Genomic DNA, 17,327 nt, shown 5'->3' with positions numbered 1-17,327 from the left:
ATTATCCGCCATGCGCGATCGTCAGTCGGGTTTGCCCTTGGCGGGGGGTGCGTCACGCCCCCGCGCCTTGTGCCGCCCCTCCCCTCGCAGGACCAGCCAACGCGGGGTACGAAAACGAACGATGCGCCAGTACAAGCCCACATAAGTGACGCCAAAAAGCACTAGGCATACCGCGAGCGCCGGTGTCGAATCCCAGAACAGCAGAGCCGGAACCAGCGAGGCCACGCAAAGCATCCACAGATAGGGCGCAGTCATCGAATTGCGCCGGGTCATCGCGCTGGCATCCTTCACACCCACCGCCCAGCGCATCAGCCGGCGATAGACCAAGGAGTGCAGATGGATGCCATCCGGCAGGCCCGGCGGCGTGGCACGCAGAACCCGGCGCCGGTAGATCGAGAACAAAGTCTCGAACACCGGATAAATGCACACCATCAAGGCAAACAGCGGCGACACCTCGGGATGGCGTGCCACCAGCAGAATGCCCAACTCGGCCAGCAAGAAACCCATGAAATAGGCTCCGCCATCGCCGAGAAAGATCAACCCGGCCGGATAGTTCCAGACGAAGAACCCCAGGACTGCCCCCACGCCGGCCAGCGCCCACATGGCCAACTCGGCATCACCGACCTGATAGGCCACATAGGCAAAACACAAGAGCATCAGACTGACGCACATCGACGACAGGCCATTGAAGCCATCGATGATATTCACCGAGTTCGCAACGCCGGCCACCGTGAAAACGGTCACGATCATCGCGCCGACAGACGTGGCCACAACCCAATCAAGCCCCGGAAGGCCGGTGCGTGTGATCAAAGCCTGCAGCAACCAGCCCCCCAGGGCCGCCGATACAGCGGTCGCAGCAAGCCGCTTGCCCGGCGACACCTGCTTCGTCAGATCCTCGACCAAGCCGGCCAGAAATGCAGGCAAGCCGCACAGCAGCAGCAGCAGACCCAAACGGGCATAGGCATGATCCATCGCCCACATGACCGCGACGCAGGCCGCCATGCCGACAAAGATGCCAACGCCACCGATCCGAGGCACAGGGCGGGCATGAAACTTCTGCGGGCCCGACAGATCATCGTCCGCCGAAATATGCCCATGCGTGGCCGACGACCGGACGATGAACAAGGTCACGATGGTCGCCACGAAGAACGGAATCAGTAAATACGACATGCGCGGCAGTGTAACCAGGGCGCCACAGTCACCAGCCGCCCGAGCACTCAATGCGACACCCTTAGAATGGCGCGCCGACGGCCTCGCCTGCCAGCATCTAGCCCTGGCCTGGAGACAGTTTATGAATGATCGCGCCCCTAGCGCCACCACAGCCCACTCGATGAAGCTCACAACGAACGCCCCCAAGCCGCAAGTGCGCGCCCTTTTGATCGCTGTGCTGGGCGGATTGGCCATGGCCTCCGCCCATGCGGCCGAGGTCAACGATAGGAACGACGCGTCCGATGCCGGCGGCCCTGTACGTCTGACGACATCACGAACACAAGGCGACAACAGCAACTCCGGCAATGCAAACAATGCAAGCAACAGGAGTCGACAGAACTCGGCGCTCAAGGAGCGCAGCACCCGCCGCTACAAGCCAGGCGAATTCGAGTTGTACGTCAATCGTCTGCTGGGTTGGGAGCCCGCCCCTCTACCAATGCCAGGCCAGGAACCCGAGGAAAAGGAACTGCTAATCCATCGACTCGGTGCCGAGTTGATGAGCGAGACCAACGGCGAGTTCAGCGCGGAGGACCCGAGCTTGCCAGGCACGGATAGCTCGCGGCAGATCCCGCCCGACTACCAGATTGGCGTCGGCGACGAACTGCAAGTCTCGATCTGGGGATCGGTGGACGCCGACCTGCGCCTGACGGTGGATCGCGGTGGGCGCATCGTGATCCCACGCGTCGGCCCCATCCTGGTCGCCGGCATCCGCTACGCCGATCTCAACAGCGTGATCAGCAGCCGGGTCGGTCAGGTCTTCCGCAATTTCCAGGTCAGCGCCTCTCTGGGCCGCCTGCGCGGCATCCGTGTCTATGTCACTGGCTTCACGCCACGCCCGGGCGCCTACACCGTCAGCAGCCTGTCCACCCTGGTCAGCGCGCTGATGAAGGCCGGCGGCCCCTCGGCAGCTGGCAGCTTCCGGCAGATCGAACTGCGCCGCGCCAACAAGACCGTCTCGCAGTTCGATATGTACGACCTGCTGCTCAAGGGCAACAAGTCCGCCGACATCCCCTTGCAAGCCGAGGATGTTGTGCATATCGGCCCCGTCGGCGCCCAAGTGGCCATCCTCGGCAGCGTCAACAAATCGGTGATCGCCGAACTCAAGCCCAACGAAACCATTGCCGACGTGCTGGCAATGGCCGGTGGCTTCAATCCCGTGGCTGACCGCTCACGCGTGACGCTGGAGCGCTTGAGCGAGCGCAATGACCGCCGCGTCGTCGAGTTGGGCTTGCCCGCTGAGTCTGGCCAGCGACTGAGCAACGGCGACGTGTTGCGCATCTTCAGCAGCGTCAACACGACACTGCCGCAGTACAAGCAGTTCAAGCGCGTTCGCATCGAGGGTGAAGTCGCCCGCCCTGGCGAGTACGTATTGCCGCCCAGCAGCACCATCAATGATCTAATCAAGGCCGCCGGTGGTCTGACGCCTCAGGCTTATGTATTCGGCACCGAATTCACACGAGAGAGCGTACGCCTGACGCAACAAGAGAATTACGAGCGGGCATTGCGAGACCTGGAAACCGAGTTCACACGTAGCGGATCGACGCAGAAAGCCCTGACAGCAGATGAGGCGACCGCACAGGCCACGCGAGCCAGTGGCTCCATCCGTCTGATCGAGCGCCTGCGCGCAGTCAAGCCGACAGGTCGGATCGTGCTGCAACTGGACACTGCAGCCACATCTCTGCCGGACCTTGCCGTCGAAGAGGCTGATCGCCTGCTTATCCCGGCTCGACCCAACACAGTGGGCGTGTTCGGCAGTGTCTTCAACGGCGGCAGCTACTTGCTCAAGGACGGCAGCTCTGTGGATGACATCGTTCGTCTAGCGGGTGGCCCCACGAGAGGCGCCGACACCAACAGCGTCTTCGTGCTGCGAGCCAACGGCACCGTCGTCAGTGCTCGACAGTCTAAGAGCGGTTGGGTGAGCTTCAACACAGCACTCAGCACCCTCCCAGCAGTGCCCGGTGACACTGTGTTCGTGCCTGAGGAGTTGAACAAGACGACCTTTGTGCAAGAAGCGAAGGAATGGACACAGATCCTGTATCAATTCGGCCTGGGTGCAGCCGCGCTGCAAACATTGCGGAACAACTGATTGCCGGACTCCCCATTGAATTTCACACACAATGAAAACAGACTCCATGGACGCCGGTGAACTGCGGTTCTCTGACCTCGCCGCTGCTTTGAAGACCAACTGGAAGATGGCGGTCGGCGCAGCCGTCTTGGCCGGTGCAGCCACTTGGTTTGGTACTTTTCTGATAACCCCCACATTTATCGCTACCGCTAGTTTCATCACTCCACAGCAGCAACAAAGCTCAGCAGCGGCAGCCCTGGCCTCATCGCTGGGAAGTCTGGGTGGTTTGGCTGGCGCTGCAGCAGGCCTCAAAACCCCCAGCGATCAATACGTATCGTTGATGCAAAGTGCCGTGGTAAGGGATGGCGTCATCAAACGTTTCGATCTCCAGGATGTCTACAAGGCCGAGCATCCGGCTGATGCGCGGGTCGCTCTGGGGACAAATGTGCGCCTCAGTACAGGCAAGAAGGACAACCTGATCTTTATCGAGGCCGAAGATACTGACCCACAACGCGCTGCAGACATTGCAAACGCACACATCGAAGAACTCAAATCCCTTTTGAACACCCTCGCTCTCACAGAAGCACAGCAGCGTCGCATGTTCTTCGAAAAGCAGTTGGTCGATGCGAAAGCAAAGCTTGCAGATGCACAGAGGGTGTTGATCGCCACCGGATTCAACTCCGCCGAACTTAAAGCGGAGCCCAAGGCGGCCGCAGACACCTACGCGAAGCTACAAGCAGAGCTCTCCACCGCCGAGGTCCGGCTAGCGTTATTGAAAAGTGGCCGAGCTGACAATTCGCCGGAAGTACTCGGGCAGCAATCAGTAATTGCTAACCTGCGCGCCCAAGTCAGCCGCGTGGAAGCCCCGACAAACAACCCGAAGTCTTCTTTTGTCGATGCTTATCGCGAGTACAAATACAACGAGACGATGTTCGAGATCTACGCAAAGCAGTTTGAACTCGCTCGCCTCGACGAGGCGAAAGAAGGCACCCTGGTGCAGGTACTGGACCCGGCCGAAGCGCCTGTGCGCCGAGCCAAGCCTCGCCGGCTAACCATTGCAGGTTCGGTGGGCCTGCTCGTGCTGCTGCTTTCTTCAACCATCGTTATCCATCTGCACATGCGGCGCCGGCGTGACGTCAATGCAACTCAGGCTTGATCCTCAATGCCGCAGAGTTGTGCGTCGCAGCGCGCTAGTTTCAACGCAGTTTCGGACGCCCCTCCCTCAATCACGACCCACCACATCAAACCCAAGCGCCATTTGAACCACGCGTATGAAAAAGCTGTTGGCGATGATGGCGGGGAGTGCCAGCGCCTCCGCACTGAACCTGATTGCGCTGACCTTAGCTGCATCAAAGGTTGACCTTCACGCACTGGACGTCTACTTCGTTTACCGCGATGCCACCGAGTCCATCCTAAAGCTACTCTTCGTTTCCCAGATTGGCCCTATCTGCATCGCTGCGATGCGTAGCCGAGCAGACAACCCGCACCCAGTTCGCTCCGCCCTCCTCATTGGGGGCGCCGCCACCGCGATCAGTTTGTGCCTGTGGACCGCTTTCTTCCCGCTGATCGCGCACTTCTTCGTCAACCCAGAGGCCCCGGTCAGGGTCACAGGCCTCGGCCTTCTAGAACTCTCAGTGGGTGTCTTCTGTCTATTTACCTGGCTTGATGCGATTGCATCTTCTGTGCTGGTGCATAGACGGCTGTTTGCTCAGAACCATTTCGGCAATTTCATCAGTGCGGCCGCAACTTGCGCATGGATGGCAGTACCGGAGCAATTGCCTGTCGAGTCGATGGCGCTTGCATTCGCGGTCGGCAAAGTACTTGGCACTTTGCCGAAACTCCTTATCTGTTTTTGGCCGCGGGCCGTCCCAAAGGGCGGGAGCGCATCCAATAAAAACAAGGTTGCGGAAGCGGCAGACCGCCAGAGCGAAAACGAAAACGGCCTGTCCGGCGTACTGGCGATGGCTGCGCCCTATATACCCTCCAATTTGCTGCAACAGTTCAACAAGTTCGCCTATCTGGCCGGTGCTGCGTTTCTTGCGCCGGGACTGTTTGCAATCTTCAACATCTACCGCCGTTACTACACTGCCCTGCAAAACCTGGTCACGGTAAACATCTTCAATTTAAGCGCCTCCCGGCTTACCGACCCCGCCGAAGCACCTCGCGAAACCGTCCGCCTGCTCGACCGGCACACGCTCTCATTCTTGACCGTTTACGCTGGTGGATCACTGTTGATGTTGCTGTGCTCCCTTCCAACGATGCAGTCTCGACTCCCTGAGTTCGTGACCTCCCCGTATGCGCCCCTGCTATGGAGCGTTACGCTGCTCAATTACCTGCCGGATGGCATCAACTTCGTGCTGTCACGACAGAGCATGCTGCAAAACGACCTCAGGGTAGATTCGCGCCTAAATACCGCCCAGGCACTCGCAAATATAGTGCTCTTGTACCCGAGCATGCGCTATTTCGGCATTGCGGGTTTGGCATACTCGACGATGCTCGTATGCACACTTTTCGCAGCGTTCCGCCTATGGCGTCTGCGCGAGCAGCACAAGCCGGTGAGACCCGCAGTCAACCGTATCGCTGCATATGGCTTGCTAACGTTTGGCATTTCACTGTTCAGCTTGGCCGTCAGCCCCTGGCTGTACTGTTTGGGAACACTGATACTGAGTTTGGGCTCGCTGGCACACCTAAAATTCTCGCTTCGGCGCATCGCCTGACGGGGCACCCCAGCCCCCGAACCCTCTCGAAAAGCATTGTCACCCATGGAATACAGACGCGAAATTGATGGCCTGCGAGCTTTGGCTGTGTTGCCGGTAATTCTGTTTCACGCTGGTTTGCAAGGGTTTGGCGGAGGCTTTGTAGGCGTTGATGTTTTCTTCGTAATCAGCGGATATCTAATCACCACAATCATTCTGGCCGAGTTGGAACGTGGCAGCTTTTCTATTCTAACTTTCTACGAGCGCCGCGCTAGGCGAATTCTTCCGGCGTTATTCCTAGTGATAGTATTCACGCTGCCCTTCGCTTGGCAGTGGATGACCGCTGAAGAACTAAAGGAGTTCGGTGACAGCCTGTTAGCAGTCTCAGCTTTCGGCTCCAACATTTTTTTCTGGCGCCAGAGTGGATACTTTGACAGCGCCACGGAACTAAAACCAATGCTCCATACATGGAGTCTGGCTGTCGAGGAACAGTACTATCTTTTCTTCCCGCCCGTCCTGATGTTGTTTTGGAGAGCGGGCAGGCGCTGGATAGGCCTGGCAATGGGCGTCACCGTACTAGCCAGTTTCGCCGCAGCCGACTGGGGATCGACCAATCGACCTACAGCGACTTTTTACCTACTACCAACGCGCTCCTGGGAATTGCTGGTCGGTGCGTTGGCCGCTTGGCATCTACGTGGCCGTACACCCGTAAAGACGCCCTGGAACGAGGCCGGAGCAGCGCTTGGAGTGTTACTGATAGGCGCGAGCATTGGCCTGATGGATGCGCATACTCCGTTTCCAGGTCGTCATGCGCTACCTCCGACAGTCGGCGCCCTGCTAATCATCCTCTGCGCAGCACCGGGCACAAGAACCAGTCGCTTACTCGGGCACGCTTGGCCGGTCCAGATCGGGCTCATCAGTTACAGCGCTTACCTATGGCACCAACCACTGCTGGCCTTCGCAAGGATTCACAGCACTGGGGAGCCACCACGGTCACTGCTTGTGGTGATCGGCTTGCTCTCTCTGCCTCTTGCGTACCTGAGTTGGCGATTTGTCGAAGCGCCGTTCCGAGACAAAGGCAGAGTTGATAGGCGGACAGTTTTCGCGTTCGCTGCAACAGGCACACTGAGCTTGATGATCGTGGGCCTGGCGATACACCTCACTCAAGGTTTCGAGTCTCGGCGTCCGCCGAATTTGGACTGGGATTCCTTCGGCCAGAAGGTGGAGAGGGCAGGCGATGTCTGCGACCTAGCACCGCTGCCCTCGGTTCCCGGCCTTCTCGGCTGCGAGTTTGGCGAGACTGGCACACCCCAGCGAACGATCATCCTTTACGGTGATTCCCATGCTCAAGCGCTATCTTCAGAACTCGACCGTGCGTTCAGAACCTCCAGCATTAGGGGCATAAAGATGGCACTAGATGGCTGCGAAGTGCTGCCATCCGTGGTGGCCACTACCAGCCCAACCGGCAACTCGGCGACCTGTGGACGCCAGTTCCAAACTCTTATCAACTTCATCCACAAACAACAAGCCGATGTGGTCGTCTCGAGCCGCTGGTCTTTCCGTCTCTATCCCATAGTGGGCGAAATTGAGGACATGCCGACCCGTAATAGCGAAGGAGGCGTAGAGCATGAAACCTACCGCGAATACGCAGTGGAATCCGGGAACCTCCGTCGCATGGATGCTGCAGCCAAGCGCATTACTCTTCAGGAAACCGTACGAGGACTGCTAGGAGCAGGCGGCCACGTGGTATTGGTCTATCCAATTCCGGAAACCTCATGGAACATCGCTTCGCTCAACTATCGACACTTCCAGGCTACCGGCAAACCGATGCAAGAATTGACCTTCCCAGACATAGATTTCCAACGACGAAATCGGCTGGTCAACACTGCCTTTGACGAACTGCTTGGCCACCCGCGGTTACACGCGGTTAAGCCCGCCAACCATTTCTGTAACCACGAGCGCCCCGGCAGGTGTGTCGTCCAGGAGGATGGGATCCCCCTCTACTATGACGACGATCACCTATCCGACGCTGGAGCCGCTCGCGTGGTGCCGGACATCATGGAAGCGCTACGCAGTCGCTAAGGCTTAAGCATCGACGCAGCCCCGCCATACGACCAAAACCCTCGCCAAGTCCTTCAACTGAAGACCACGCGCCAAAAGGCGCTGGAACTCCAGACCTTAAGCAGACTCTCCAAATGCCAGCGCAAATGCCTGCTGGATCTATGGCTATCGCGCTGGGCGTCGTGGATGACCTGAACATCATCGCGCACCATAATCTCATGCCCAGCCAGGTAAATCCGTGCGCAGAGATCGTAATCCTCGCAGTAAAGGAAATAGCGATGATCGAAACCGCCGATCTTCCGGAAAACCTCGGAGCGCACGACCATAAACATCCCTGCGACCCAAAAGAATGGCATGCCCTTACGTGTCACCGTGGCCAACAGTGACTCGCGCCGACCAACCAGCACCCGGGCCATCAGTGATGAAAGACTGAGATTAGGGCGCACCGCATCCTCCCACCCCCCAGACGAGTTCATGATGCGAGGAGACATGAGGCCGGCGGTATTGCCAGCCTTATGGATCAAGTCCGCGATGGCAGTGGCGCAAGGTAAGCGAACGTCAGGATTCAAGATGAAAAACCACTCAGTATGGCACTGCGCGAACGCCGAATTGTGATTCGCCCCAAACCCTCTCGGGCTGGAATTCTTGATAACTGAGATCCGCAAACCCGGATATCGGCTTGGATCGAAGATCTCATCTTCGAGATTGAGCGTAACGATGACCAGCAAATGATCGTGAACGGTCTGATTCTCAAGATCCCTCAACACATGGTCAAGCATTTCGCCATGACCGTGGCTGACAACAGAAATAGCGGCTATTGCCATACTAGCTCCCCTGTCAAGTAGACAGTCGAATATAAAAATTTAATGATGGCTAAACTTGACAAGAACTGCTTCGAAAGCAATCCACCTATGTCATAGCGCGGCAACCATTCAAGCACGGTTATGACTCACCGAAATTACTTAATGCACTAAACATTGATCAAACATCAGTCACACTCATTCCTGGCAAACATAAAACTGGTGGAGAGTTCTTCAATGATTGATCAATATCAAACCCAACGCTAACCATTGCCGTGCCTTCAGGGCAAATCCGTCCATATAGCTCTGGGAGATGAATTTTCCACTTACCAGGGAACCTCAACATGACTCGCCTACACCCATGCACAGTTAGGGATCCAGCAAACGCACAATACAGGATCTACTCAAAATCACTTGGCTCATAATAGCCCTGCGGCTTCGGATATTTACGACGTAAGCAGCAAGCCGCCAATGGTGACGTAATGCGCGGAAATTGGCTAGGCGAAAGGTTTTAATCCCATACGCATCATTTCCTCCAAGCAATGAGCTCAAGGGGGGGGGGAATAGAGGTATGCCTGCAGACGTAGTAATCTTCACGGTTGAGACAGAAGCGCACGTCGAAAACTATGACAATCCGGAACCGCACTCGCGACTGACACATAGAAGACGCCACACACGAAGAATAGACTACTTAGCAGCCAGTTGCTTCGTATATCCGTCCACAGTTCGCGCTAGCCGCCAGTCGGGCAAATGAGCGCGTTCTCGGACGCAAGAGGGATTGATTAGCCGAAGTCCAGTAATACTGAATTCAACAAGCCAGCAAGTACAGATTCAACTAGCCTTTATCAACGGACGAACTGCATATTACTAATGCCATCGCAAATCCGACCCGATTATGAAACAGCACTTACACAACTCCACTTCGGCAACACAAATTTCCACCAGTGTCTCTACACTCCAATATTCCATATTTACACAAGAACTCAGCTTAATCAAAAAGCCGCCCCATCGCCGGACAATGGAAGTGAACTTACCTGCCACCTGATTACCCGAACAAGGCTTGATTCTACGCATAGTGAAGACATCAGCCGACAATCTTCCGATGGGCCGCCGACATCGGACGGCGGCCAGCCTCAATATTCGCAATCATATTCTCAATACGACTAGTTCCAAACGTTGCACTATGTACAAACGGATTCCCCACCACGTACCGTATTGCTGCTCGCGCACCATCATCACCAACGAGACGAAGCCTCTTTCTTAATTGAGCCCCTTTGACGAGGAACATTGGATCACTCTTTAACGCCCTTAAAAGATACCAGACGCGCTCCCAAGAGGTTGGGAGAAAGACTCTTGGAGAATAAATAGCCCGAGCCATAGCGGTACCGGAAATTATGATCTTCCCTTTACTATGCAGCAATTCCATTACCTCAGAAGCAGTCTGATCCACAACGTTATATTGCAGCATCACAGCATCGATTGGCAGTTGTGCACAGTGCGAAAGGACTTCAACATTGAACGAATTAACACCCGACCAGACAACTCGGCCACGACGCTTCTGTTTATCGAGGAAGTTAAGAACCTCCTCATTCAAGTCTGATATCTTTGGGCCGTGCAAGTACAAGATATCTACCCGCTCCACGCCAAGCCGAAGAAGACTCTCATCAAATGACTTCTCCATGTCGGCCAACCTAAATGAGCGCCACGCGCGCCCCTGGCCATTGACATAAGTGCCAACCTTAGTGGAAATTAAAAGATCATCATGGGATCGACGAGCAAGAAACTGACCCAGCCGACGCTCACCCTCCCCCGCACCATAACTTGGGCCAGAATCAAAATAGTTAATGCCACCCTCGACCGCCGCTTCAACAATTTGCCGAGCCAGATGACAGTCAAAGCTCGGCTTAGCCCAAATCGAGGAACACCCGAAAGAGACCGAACTTATCATTCGTCCGTCAGGCAACTTACGATAGAAGGGGAGATTTTCAGACATTAGAACCTGGCCTTAAGATTATGACGCTCCCTAACCCTACGAGTCCACTTGATGAACCGCGTGGTCAACGACCCCAAGTGCGGATCACCATGATGAAAAAGTAACGTCGCACGAAGACTGTGCGGCTTACAAGAGAGATTCGCATGCAACGTCCGATAACCCCAGAATACATAAATATCTCCTGGACTCAAGCGGAAAATATTCTCATCATTACTTCGTTTTTTTATCCGCTGCGCCATAATTCGCCGCGAAATTGGATTTTGAACCAATAGTTTCTCCAAAGCATTCAGTAGTGAGCTCCTCCGGATAGGCCTTGCATTAGGAAATGCAACCAGATCGCCACAATCTTCAGGGCTACCTTCCGGGATTTGCAACGGGATCAACACAGTCACGACAGATGCATCGTAGTGAAACATCATCGACTTTTCGCTGCCTTTTGCCCCTGCTACCACCCGAAGTACATTATAGATAGAGCCTTCAGCCTTCCGGCCAGGGGCGCCGCGCAGGGTCAACCCCGACAAAAGGCGTTTGAAGTTATCGTCCCTGGCCAATTCGCCGTATGAGGAGTTCGGCTCCTGCCAAGGCTGAATCATCGAGAAATAGCGCTGACCCTGCTTCTCCAAATAAACATCAAGTTGTTTCTGCCACCGCATTAAACTCTCGGAGTTCACCCCATTCTTGATACATGCGACGCCTTCTGTATCGATTCGCTCGGCCAACTCGTCGAGAAACTGGTCATCAACCAAAAAACCAAGAGGAGTACTCATATAATTTCCTCACAAAACAATTTCAATCCATCAATATTCTCAAGCATACAAGCCGAAGAACTCACCATTCTTAAGATCGAACCGATTGAATATATTCAAAAAGACTTTTCCAGTTCGGCGCATAAGGCTCATCGATCACAATTTCGTTCTGACCGACATCGAAGTTCAGCAACCCATCCCTAAACCTCTTCATTAAACTGGCAAGGGCTGCACTATCATTGGCAGGAAAGAACTCTGCAGCCGGATATCCCCCTACCGCCTCGCGCGCATAGGGCTCATCAGCCACGAATACTGCTAGTCCCGCCTGCTTCGCTTCAGTGATTGGAAGACCCCACGTCTCGATCTTGGAGGGGAACACAAGGCAGTCGCTCTGCGAATAGATATGTTGTACTTGCTCGCGCGTCAGTCGTCCTGCATAAACAACCCCATTGAGCCCCCCAAACTTCTTCATGAGCGCACGCCCATAGTCGCCACTGGACTCATCGACTGTCACGACCAGCTCGCCATCCCAGCCCGGAATCGCGCACAGGCGTTGCCACGCCTCCAGCAACACTTCAAAATTCTTGTAGAACCGCGGAATTGAAGGGTAGAAGAACTTACGACCCGTTCGCTTGATCCCAACTACCTCAACCGCTCGACCACCCTGCTCAGGATGAGCAACAAGGATGCTCTCACATCCAAAACGCTGAAAAAACTCTTTCCTTATCCATTGCTGCTGAACAATTACCGTACTATTCTTAGCGATGTTAATTTGGTAGAGAAAGCCATAAAGCTTAGAAAACATGTAAAGCTTGAAGTCCAGCAGCATCTCCCTGAAAGAAAAGCGGTAAAAACACATTGCATTATGACAATACACCGCTTGAGCAGTATTCCGCAACGAAGGTGTCATATCGTGCAGCGACAACCAATAGTCAGGGCGAAGGTCCGCCTCAATACTGCGACACTCGATGTATTCGAAAATAATCCGTCGCAACCATGATCCTTTAATCTCTCTTCGCTCTATGTAGCAGATATCTGAAACGCCTACTAGCGCAGCATCATGAACGATTGCAGTAACTTTCCAATCGTTTAGTTGGCGCGCCTCTGATAGACATTGTTTCAATATTTCCAAAGTGCCGGCTTCAACAATATTGACAGCTGAGACAACAAGGTGCTTGGTTGACATTGAGTAATTGGTAATAATCTGAGTGGATGCGGATTTAGACGCCGGACCTACTGTGCGCAAGTACGCCTTGCAGCAAGCAGAATCGCTTACCATGGTCCGCAAATAATTTTCCTTCACCTGGGCTGCTACGAGCGATGCCACCATGCATGGCCCGCTTCCCCACAGCTTTATTGCCGCACATCCTCGCAGGGCGAACCACAACCACATTTGCTCAACAAGGGTGTCGCTACAAATTCGTATTAATACGACGCGACTGGAAAATTACTGCGACATAGCCAAACAGGTGAGTTCGGAAGCACGTTAGAGGTAGCCCAACAGGAACAATGCAATGCGGATTGAGCAATATTTCTCAGCATGGAACTGCATAAGAACACGTCGCATGTGGTCAGCCGAGGTTTGCGATATGCGACCGGATAGGCGACCCAGCCTTGGCACCATGTCGAGCAATAGGAACATGAAGCTTGGTCGGAGATTACCGGTAATTCCACGAAATTCAAAATTTCAGAGTAGACATGATTAAAGATCGACGGCTGGACGTATTCGACAGCATTAACTCCAAATCTTGCTGCACTAGCTATGATCGAAGTGCGCCTTCGGCCGGACCGACTGGCAGCCTCGCACAAGCATTGCCGCAGAATTTCCAGGGGCCGTCATAGACGAGATTGACCGCAGAAAAATGAAGATTCTTTGGGGCCATACAACTACTAACCGTGCCTCGCCGCGCTTACTGCGGGCTCAGCCAAGCTTGACACTCCAAGGCGCCGACGTGACCAGTCTCGCAATGGTGCCTCGATACGGGTGTATACCAGTTGCGCCACTAACAGAGCAGTTCCAACTGCCACTGAGCTCGCCAACAATGCCTGCCAAAGGTTCAGGTCTAGCACCCACTTCCCGTCCGGCCGCAGCGTCTCCGAGAGACCAAAACCTCTCTTAAAAAGAATCGCCGTGATCCACAACACTAGCGCATGCGCCATATAAAGGCTGTAGGAAATGCTGCCCAGCCAAAGCGACACCTTCGCGTTCAATAGTCCCAACGCCACACCACCGGTCGAATTGGCGATGGAGAACACCAGCAAGGCCGCGAGCGCGAACACCAGACCCAGCGAGGGTTGAGCACTGGCTTGCAGATATCCGAAAAACGACAGCAGCATTACCGGGCCACACCATTTTGGAAGGCTGCAACCATACCGCTGCGAGAGCACTGCAGTGAGACACCCCAGCGCGAAGCCGGCGACACAGGTCAGCAACGATTCGAAGCCGGTAGAAAAGCCAAGAAGGGCCATGCACCCAATGAGGAGCCCCAGCATGGCGAGTGGTAGCCATCGCCGCGTGGCGAGACTCACGAGAGCAAACACAAGATAGCTGTAGAACTCTACGCTGATGGACCAAGCTGGTCCGTTGAAAGTTTGAGCGTTGCCAGTCGGACCGATGGCTTGCACCAGCAACAGTTGCTGCAACAGCGCCAAGAGGGAATTCTCGCTGAAAGGAACAACACGTACATTCTGAACATGAAGAAATGTTACAGAGGCCCAACGCACGCACTCGAAAAGCAAGTAGATGAGCAAGAACAACAGATGCACCGGGTACAAGCGCCAAAACCGCAGGTACTGAAATCGCTTCAAAGCGCGCACATCAGTAATCCTTGCACCGTAGGCGCTGTAGATCACAAACCCAGACAGGACGAAGAACAACTCCACCATGAAATGGCCGTTGTTGATCAGGGGCCAGTCCAAGGCTGCATGCCACTTGGGAAGGTGATACAACACAATTAGCAACGCAGCGTAGCCTCTGAGCCCTTCCAGCGCGGTGACGCGGTGTTTCATCGACTATCTTTCCTCAGAGGACAAGGCCGTCCCGCTGGTCGATATAGTGCACAAAGTCCTGCCACAACCACTCTGGCTTTATCGGTGCAGCCATCATGCCCTGCTCGGACCAACCGTGGCTCACCCACTCGACAATATCATCGCGCGTACGGTACGGCTTCATACGCTTCTCAACGAGCGCATAAAACACCTGTTTGCGCACCAGGCGCTCTAGCGACAGATGGTTGAAGTGGACAGACACCAAGTCATCCACGTTCAGCACCTTGTCACCGACTCCGTCCGGATACCCTCGGCCAAGACTCGGCAACGCGCGCTCACCCCGCACCAGTCGCTTGCCAAGCTTGCGCAGCCAGTTGCCCCGACCATCGTGCCAGACGATCGGGCAGGCAGCATTCACGATGATGGGATTAAGCGTCTCGGCGGCCTTGTGGTCGAAACGCGGTTTATCGGTACGATAAGTATCGATACCCTTCCAAGGCGAGACCTTGCGAAACCTAATCATGTTGTACTGCTTCAGATCCGGCAGCTTGCGCGCAAAGTCCTTGATAGCCGGCTCAAGCATTTCGTCTGCGTCGGTATACAGAATCCAGTTCGCGCCATGCTTGCGCGACAACTCTGTCATCCGATTCCAATCCTTGGCCTCATCGACTTGGTTCTCGTCTCGCTGTCCATTACAGAAGACTTCGACTACTTTCGGAAAACTCTTGCAGACCTCTACCGTGTTGTCAGTGGAACCATCGTCAACGACAACGATCTTGTCGACGAACTCAGACAGGGCGGACAGGGTATAGCGGATCACCCAAGTCTCATTCTTTACACGCAGTGCCGCAACTAGCATAAAACTCCTCGATGGATTCGTTAGGTGATTGAGAGATAGCCGACTGGGCTCTCTCAACAAGATGGCAGTGAGCTGAGGATTGCCTCGGCAGTGCGCCGTGACGCTTGCCCATCCAACGCGCCCACCTGATTTGCTACCAGCCGGGATCGCCCCTCGCGGTCGCGGGCTCCATCTTTAAGATAGGCCTGCAATGCAGCGAGGAACTCATCCGGCGAACGTACGATCGCAGCAGCGCCAGCCTCTACTACCAGTCGATAGTGAGTGAAGCGGTAATAACGATCAATCGATCCGACATAGTCATTGCCACTAGGCTTGATATCGAATGCAATATTGATGGACGGCGTATCAAAGCAAGCGGCATCCACTGTGATAGTCGACGCAATATTGATGACGACATCGCTAAAACACATGGTCCGGCCAAGATGACGCGTGTTGTTGTCAGTCGGTCGCCACTGGCGCGGATCAGCGTTAGGTGTGCTGCCGTAACTATCCACAACCACATTCGGCCCAACCAAGTCGAGATAGTCTGTGCTATCCATCGGATGCGGCCGAATCAACAGTGAAACCTGCCCTAGCTGGCCGCTAGCCATCCATCCGATCACCATTTTCGCCAACTGTCGGTGACTTGCTGCGTAATAGATCGGGGGGATCGTCGTAAGCGTTATCAGGCGCTTGTCCGGATCCAAACCGAGGTCCCTTAGGAATGACCGGCGCAAACCATCGTCGGCTTCACTCTGAATCTCGATATACGGGTCGAACACCGGGACACCGCCGACAAACACTTCCTTTTCTGCGTATCCGTGGTAGTGGCATGCCTCCCGCTTCATGACATCGTTCCACACAACGAGTTGATCAGGAGGTATGACGAAGGGGCCCTTGGCAGTCAGGTTGTCCCAACTGTAAACGGGCGACAGCGAGCGGACACCCTGCCGACGCGCCGCATACAGGTAAGGCAAGTCTTCCAATTTCTGTCCGGGGGTTGACAGCACTACCAGCGAGATTTCGTGATCGCGCAACAGCTTGTCGACCCGGCCATCACGCCAAGCGAATTCCAAGAGGCGGGCAGGATCAAGTCCAGTCACATCGACCAGGGCGCCCAACCAGCGACGCAGGCGATACCTGACCGGAAAGTGCTCCTTCTGTTGCTCCGCTTTGATGTTGAGAGTCTCGGTCAGGCGTCGGCTGGCGCAACTCCGTAGGAATAGGTGGGCAGACGTCCAGCGAGTCGCTTTTGCCATTGGCAGAAGACTGAGGACTAGCTTGGGATCTGTCCGCTCTCGCAACATCGCGAGCACCTGCTTTGTTCCACAGACCACCAACTTGTCGCTATGCTGAATTAGGTGATCAAAAATGCCTGTCTGAACAAGATAGCGGTAATGAAAGCCATCCACGATGGTGAGCAGCAAGTTTCGCTTCACGTCATAGCCCCGAAGTAAGGCCGATAATAGATCGAGTCATACTCTTGTTCTCTTCGCTCGGCAATTTTCCGGGCAGGAGTTCCCGCGTAAACCCCCCAAGGGTCAGTATCTCGAGTCACCGTCGCGTTAGCGGCAATCACGCAGCCCCGGGCCAGTCGCACACCCGGCATAACCATCGCGCGGACTCCGATCCAAACGTCGTCCTCGATGACCACCGGTGCGCCCTTCAAAGGAAATCGCGGAAGATTGTAGTCATGCCCTAAAGTTAGAATAAAGGCCTCGCGTGAAATGGAAACGTTGCGGCCGATAGTCAACCCGCTTCGCGCATCGAGGCGTACTTCGGGATTGATAACAGTCTCCGCACCGATACTGAGACGAGACGGGGGACCAAGCACCATGACCGCGATTTGAAGGCTGGCCCGCGCGTGTATTCGGGCTCCCATCAACCGCAACCATCCAACGCGCAAGATGTGGACGGGCACACGATTAACA

Annotated in this window: 13 protein-coding genes; 4 read left to right on the top strand and 9 right to left on the bottom strand. The window is 55.1% G+C overall.

What is annotated here, in order from left to right; all coding sequences use genetic code 11:
• Positions 1–21 precede the first annotated feature (21 nt).
• Positions 22–1,170 carry an MraY family glycosyltransferase gene (locus ABGI63_RS12890; RefSeq protein WP_349742780.1) on the bottom strand — a complete coding sequence of 383 codons (1,149 nt, stop codon included), beginning with the start codon at positions 1,168–1,170 and terminating at the stop codon, positions 22–24.
• Positions 1,171–1,291: 121 nt separating this feature from the next.
• On the opposite strand from ABGI63_RS12890, the gene ABGI63_RS12885 reads away from it, so the two are divergent.
• The 4 genes from ABGI63_RS12885 to ABGI63_RS12870 all read left to right on the top strand — a co-directional run bounded on the left by ABGI63_RS12885 (position 1,292) and on the right by ABGI63_RS12870 (position 8,052).
• Entirely contained in the window at positions 1,292–3,295 is a 2,004-nt protein-coding gene (locus ABGI63_RS12885) for an SLBB domain-containing protein (RefSeq protein ID WP_349742779.1), read from the top strand.
• Between the two features lie 31 nt (positions 3,296–3,326).
• Positions 3,327–4,430, top strand: coding sequence for a GumC domain-containing protein (locus tag ABGI63_RS12880; RefSeq protein ID WP_349742778.1), 1,104 nt, complete (start codon positions 3,327–3,329; stop codon positions 4,428–4,430).
• Between the two features lie 115 nt (positions 4,431–4,545).
• Positions 4,546–5,991: a hypothetical protein gene (locus ABGI63_RS12875; protein ID WP_349742777.1), complete on the top strand. Its 1,446-nt coding sequence runs from the start codon at positions 4,546–4,548 to the stop codon at positions 5,989–5,991.
• A gap of 45 nt (positions 5,992–6,036) precedes the next feature.
• Positions 6,037–8,052 (top strand): acyltransferase family protein, encoded by a 2,016-nt coding sequence (locus ABGI63_RS12870; RefSeq protein WP_349742776.1) that lies wholly within the window; start codon positions 6,037–6,039, stop codon positions 8,050–8,052.
• A 53-nt stretch (positions 8,053–8,105) separates the two neighbouring features.
• Here ABGI63_RS12870 and ABGI63_RS12865 read toward each other — a convergent pair whose 3' ends face one another.
• The 8 genes from ABGI63_RS12865 to ABGI63_RS12830 all read right to left on the bottom strand — a co-directional run bounded on the left by ABGI63_RS12865 (position 8,106) and on the right by ABGI63_RS12830 (position 17,233).
• A complete protein-coding gene (locus tag ABGI63_RS12865; protein WP_349742775.1) occupies positions 8,106–8,855 on the bottom strand; it encodes a glycosyltransferase in 750 nt (249 codons plus the stop codon).
• Between the two features lie 1,060 nt (positions 8,856–9,915).
• Positions 9,916–10,824: an aldo/keto reductase gene (locus ABGI63_RS12860; RefSeq protein WP_349742774.1), complete on the bottom strand. Its 909-nt coding sequence runs from the start codon at positions 10,822–10,824 to the stop codon at positions 9,916–9,918.
• Entirely contained in the window at positions 10,824–11,591 is a 768-nt protein-coding gene (locus tag ABGI63_RS12855) for a hypothetical protein (RefSeq protein WP_349742773.1), read from the bottom strand. Before ABGI63_RS12855 ends, ABGI63_RS12860 begins: the two co-directional genes overlap by 1 nt.
• A 70-nt stretch (positions 11,592–11,661) precedes the next feature.
• Entirely contained in the window at positions 11,662–12,756 is a 1,095-nt protein-coding gene (locus ABGI63_RS12850) for a glycosyltransferase (RefSeq protein WP_349742772.1), read from the bottom strand.
• A gap of 704 nt (positions 12,757–13,460) precedes the next feature.
• On the bottom strand, positions 13,461–14,579 hold the full coding sequence (locus ABGI63_RS12845; RefSeq protein ID WP_349742771.1) for an acyltransferase family protein: 1,119 nt from the start codon (positions 14,577–14,579) through the stop codon (positions 13,461–13,463).
• Positions 14,580–14,592: 13 nt separating this feature from the next.
• Positions 14,593–15,417, bottom strand: a complete 825-nt coding sequence (locus tag ABGI63_RS12840; RefSeq protein WP_349742770.1) for a glycosyltransferase — start codon at positions 15,415–15,417, stop codon at positions 14,593–14,595.
• A gap of 53 nt (positions 15,418–15,470) precedes the next feature.
• Positions 15,471–16,823 carry a CDP-glycerol glycerophosphotransferase family protein gene (locus ABGI63_RS12835; RefSeq protein ID WP_349742769.1) on the bottom strand — a complete coding sequence of 451 codons (1,353 nt, stop codon included), beginning with the start codon at positions 16,821–16,823 and terminating at the stop codon, positions 15,471–15,473.
• Between the two features lie 8 nt (positions 16,824–16,831).
• Complete coding sequence (locus ABGI63_RS12830; protein WP_349742768.1) at positions 16,832–17,233, bottom strand: acyltransferase; 402 nt, start codon at positions 17,231–17,233, stop codon at positions 16,832–16,834.
• Positions 17,234–17,327: the final 94 nt, after the last annotated feature.

This window comes from Roseateles cavernae, from assembly GCF_040187885.1.
Lineage (GTDB): Bacteria > Pseudomonadota > Gammaproteobacteria > Burkholderiales > Burkholderiaceae_C > Roseateles_E > Roseateles_E cavernae.
The sequence above is the reverse complement of the archived record's forward strand: the minus strand, read 5'-3'. Positions and strand labels throughout refer to the sequence as shown.

Bases quoted from the DNA above. Each gene is read 5' to 3' on its own strand.
- ABGI63_RS12830 (WP_349742768.1), bottom strand. From the start codon at position 17,233: ATGGTGCTTGGTCCCCCGTCTCGTCTCAGTATCGGTGCGGAGACTGTT.
- ABGI63_RS12865 (WP_349742775.1), bottom strand. From the start codon at position 8,855: ATGGCAATAGCCGCTATTTCTGTTGTCAGCCACGGTCATGGCGAAATG.
- ABGI63_RS12870 (WP_349742776.1), top strand. From the start codon at position 6,037: ATGGAATACAGACGCGAAATTGATGGCCTGCGAGCTTTGGCTGTGTTG.
- ABGI63_RS12875 (WP_349742777.1), top strand. From the start codon at position 4,546: ATGAAAAAGCTGTTGGCGATGATGGCGGGGAGTGCCAGCGCCTCCGCA.
- ABGI63_RS12850 (WP_349742772.1), bottom strand. From the start codon at position 12,756: ATGTCAACCAAGCACCTTGTTGTCTCAGCTGTCAATATTGTTGAAGCC.
- ABGI63_RS12885 (WP_349742779.1), top strand. From the start codon at position 1,292: ATGAATGATCGCGCCCCTAGCGCCACCACAGCCCACTCGATGAAGCTC.
- ABGI63_RS12890 (WP_349742780.1), bottom strand. From the start codon at position 1,170: ATGTCGTATTTACTGATTCCGTTCTTCGTGGCGACCATCGTGACCTTG.
- ABGI63_RS12845 (WP_349742771.1), bottom strand. From the start codon at position 14,579: ATGAAACACCGCGTCACCGCGCTGGAAGGGCTCAGAGGCTACGCTGCG.
- ABGI63_RS12860 (WP_349742774.1), bottom strand. From the start codon at position 10,824: ATGTCTGAAAATCTCCCCTTCTATCGTAAGTTGCCTGACGGACGAATG.
- ABGI63_RS12840 (WP_349742770.1), bottom strand. From the start codon at position 15,417: ATGCTAGTTGCGGCACTGCGTGTAAAGAATGAGACTTGGGTGATCCGC.
- ABGI63_RS12855 (WP_349742773.1), bottom strand. From the start codon at position 11,591: ATGAGTACTCCTCTTGGTTTTTTGGTTGATGACCAGTTTCTCGACGAG.
- ABGI63_RS12880 (WP_349742778.1), top strand. From the start codon at position 3,327: ATGAAAACAGACTCCATGGACGCCGGTGAACTGCGGTTCTCTGACCTC.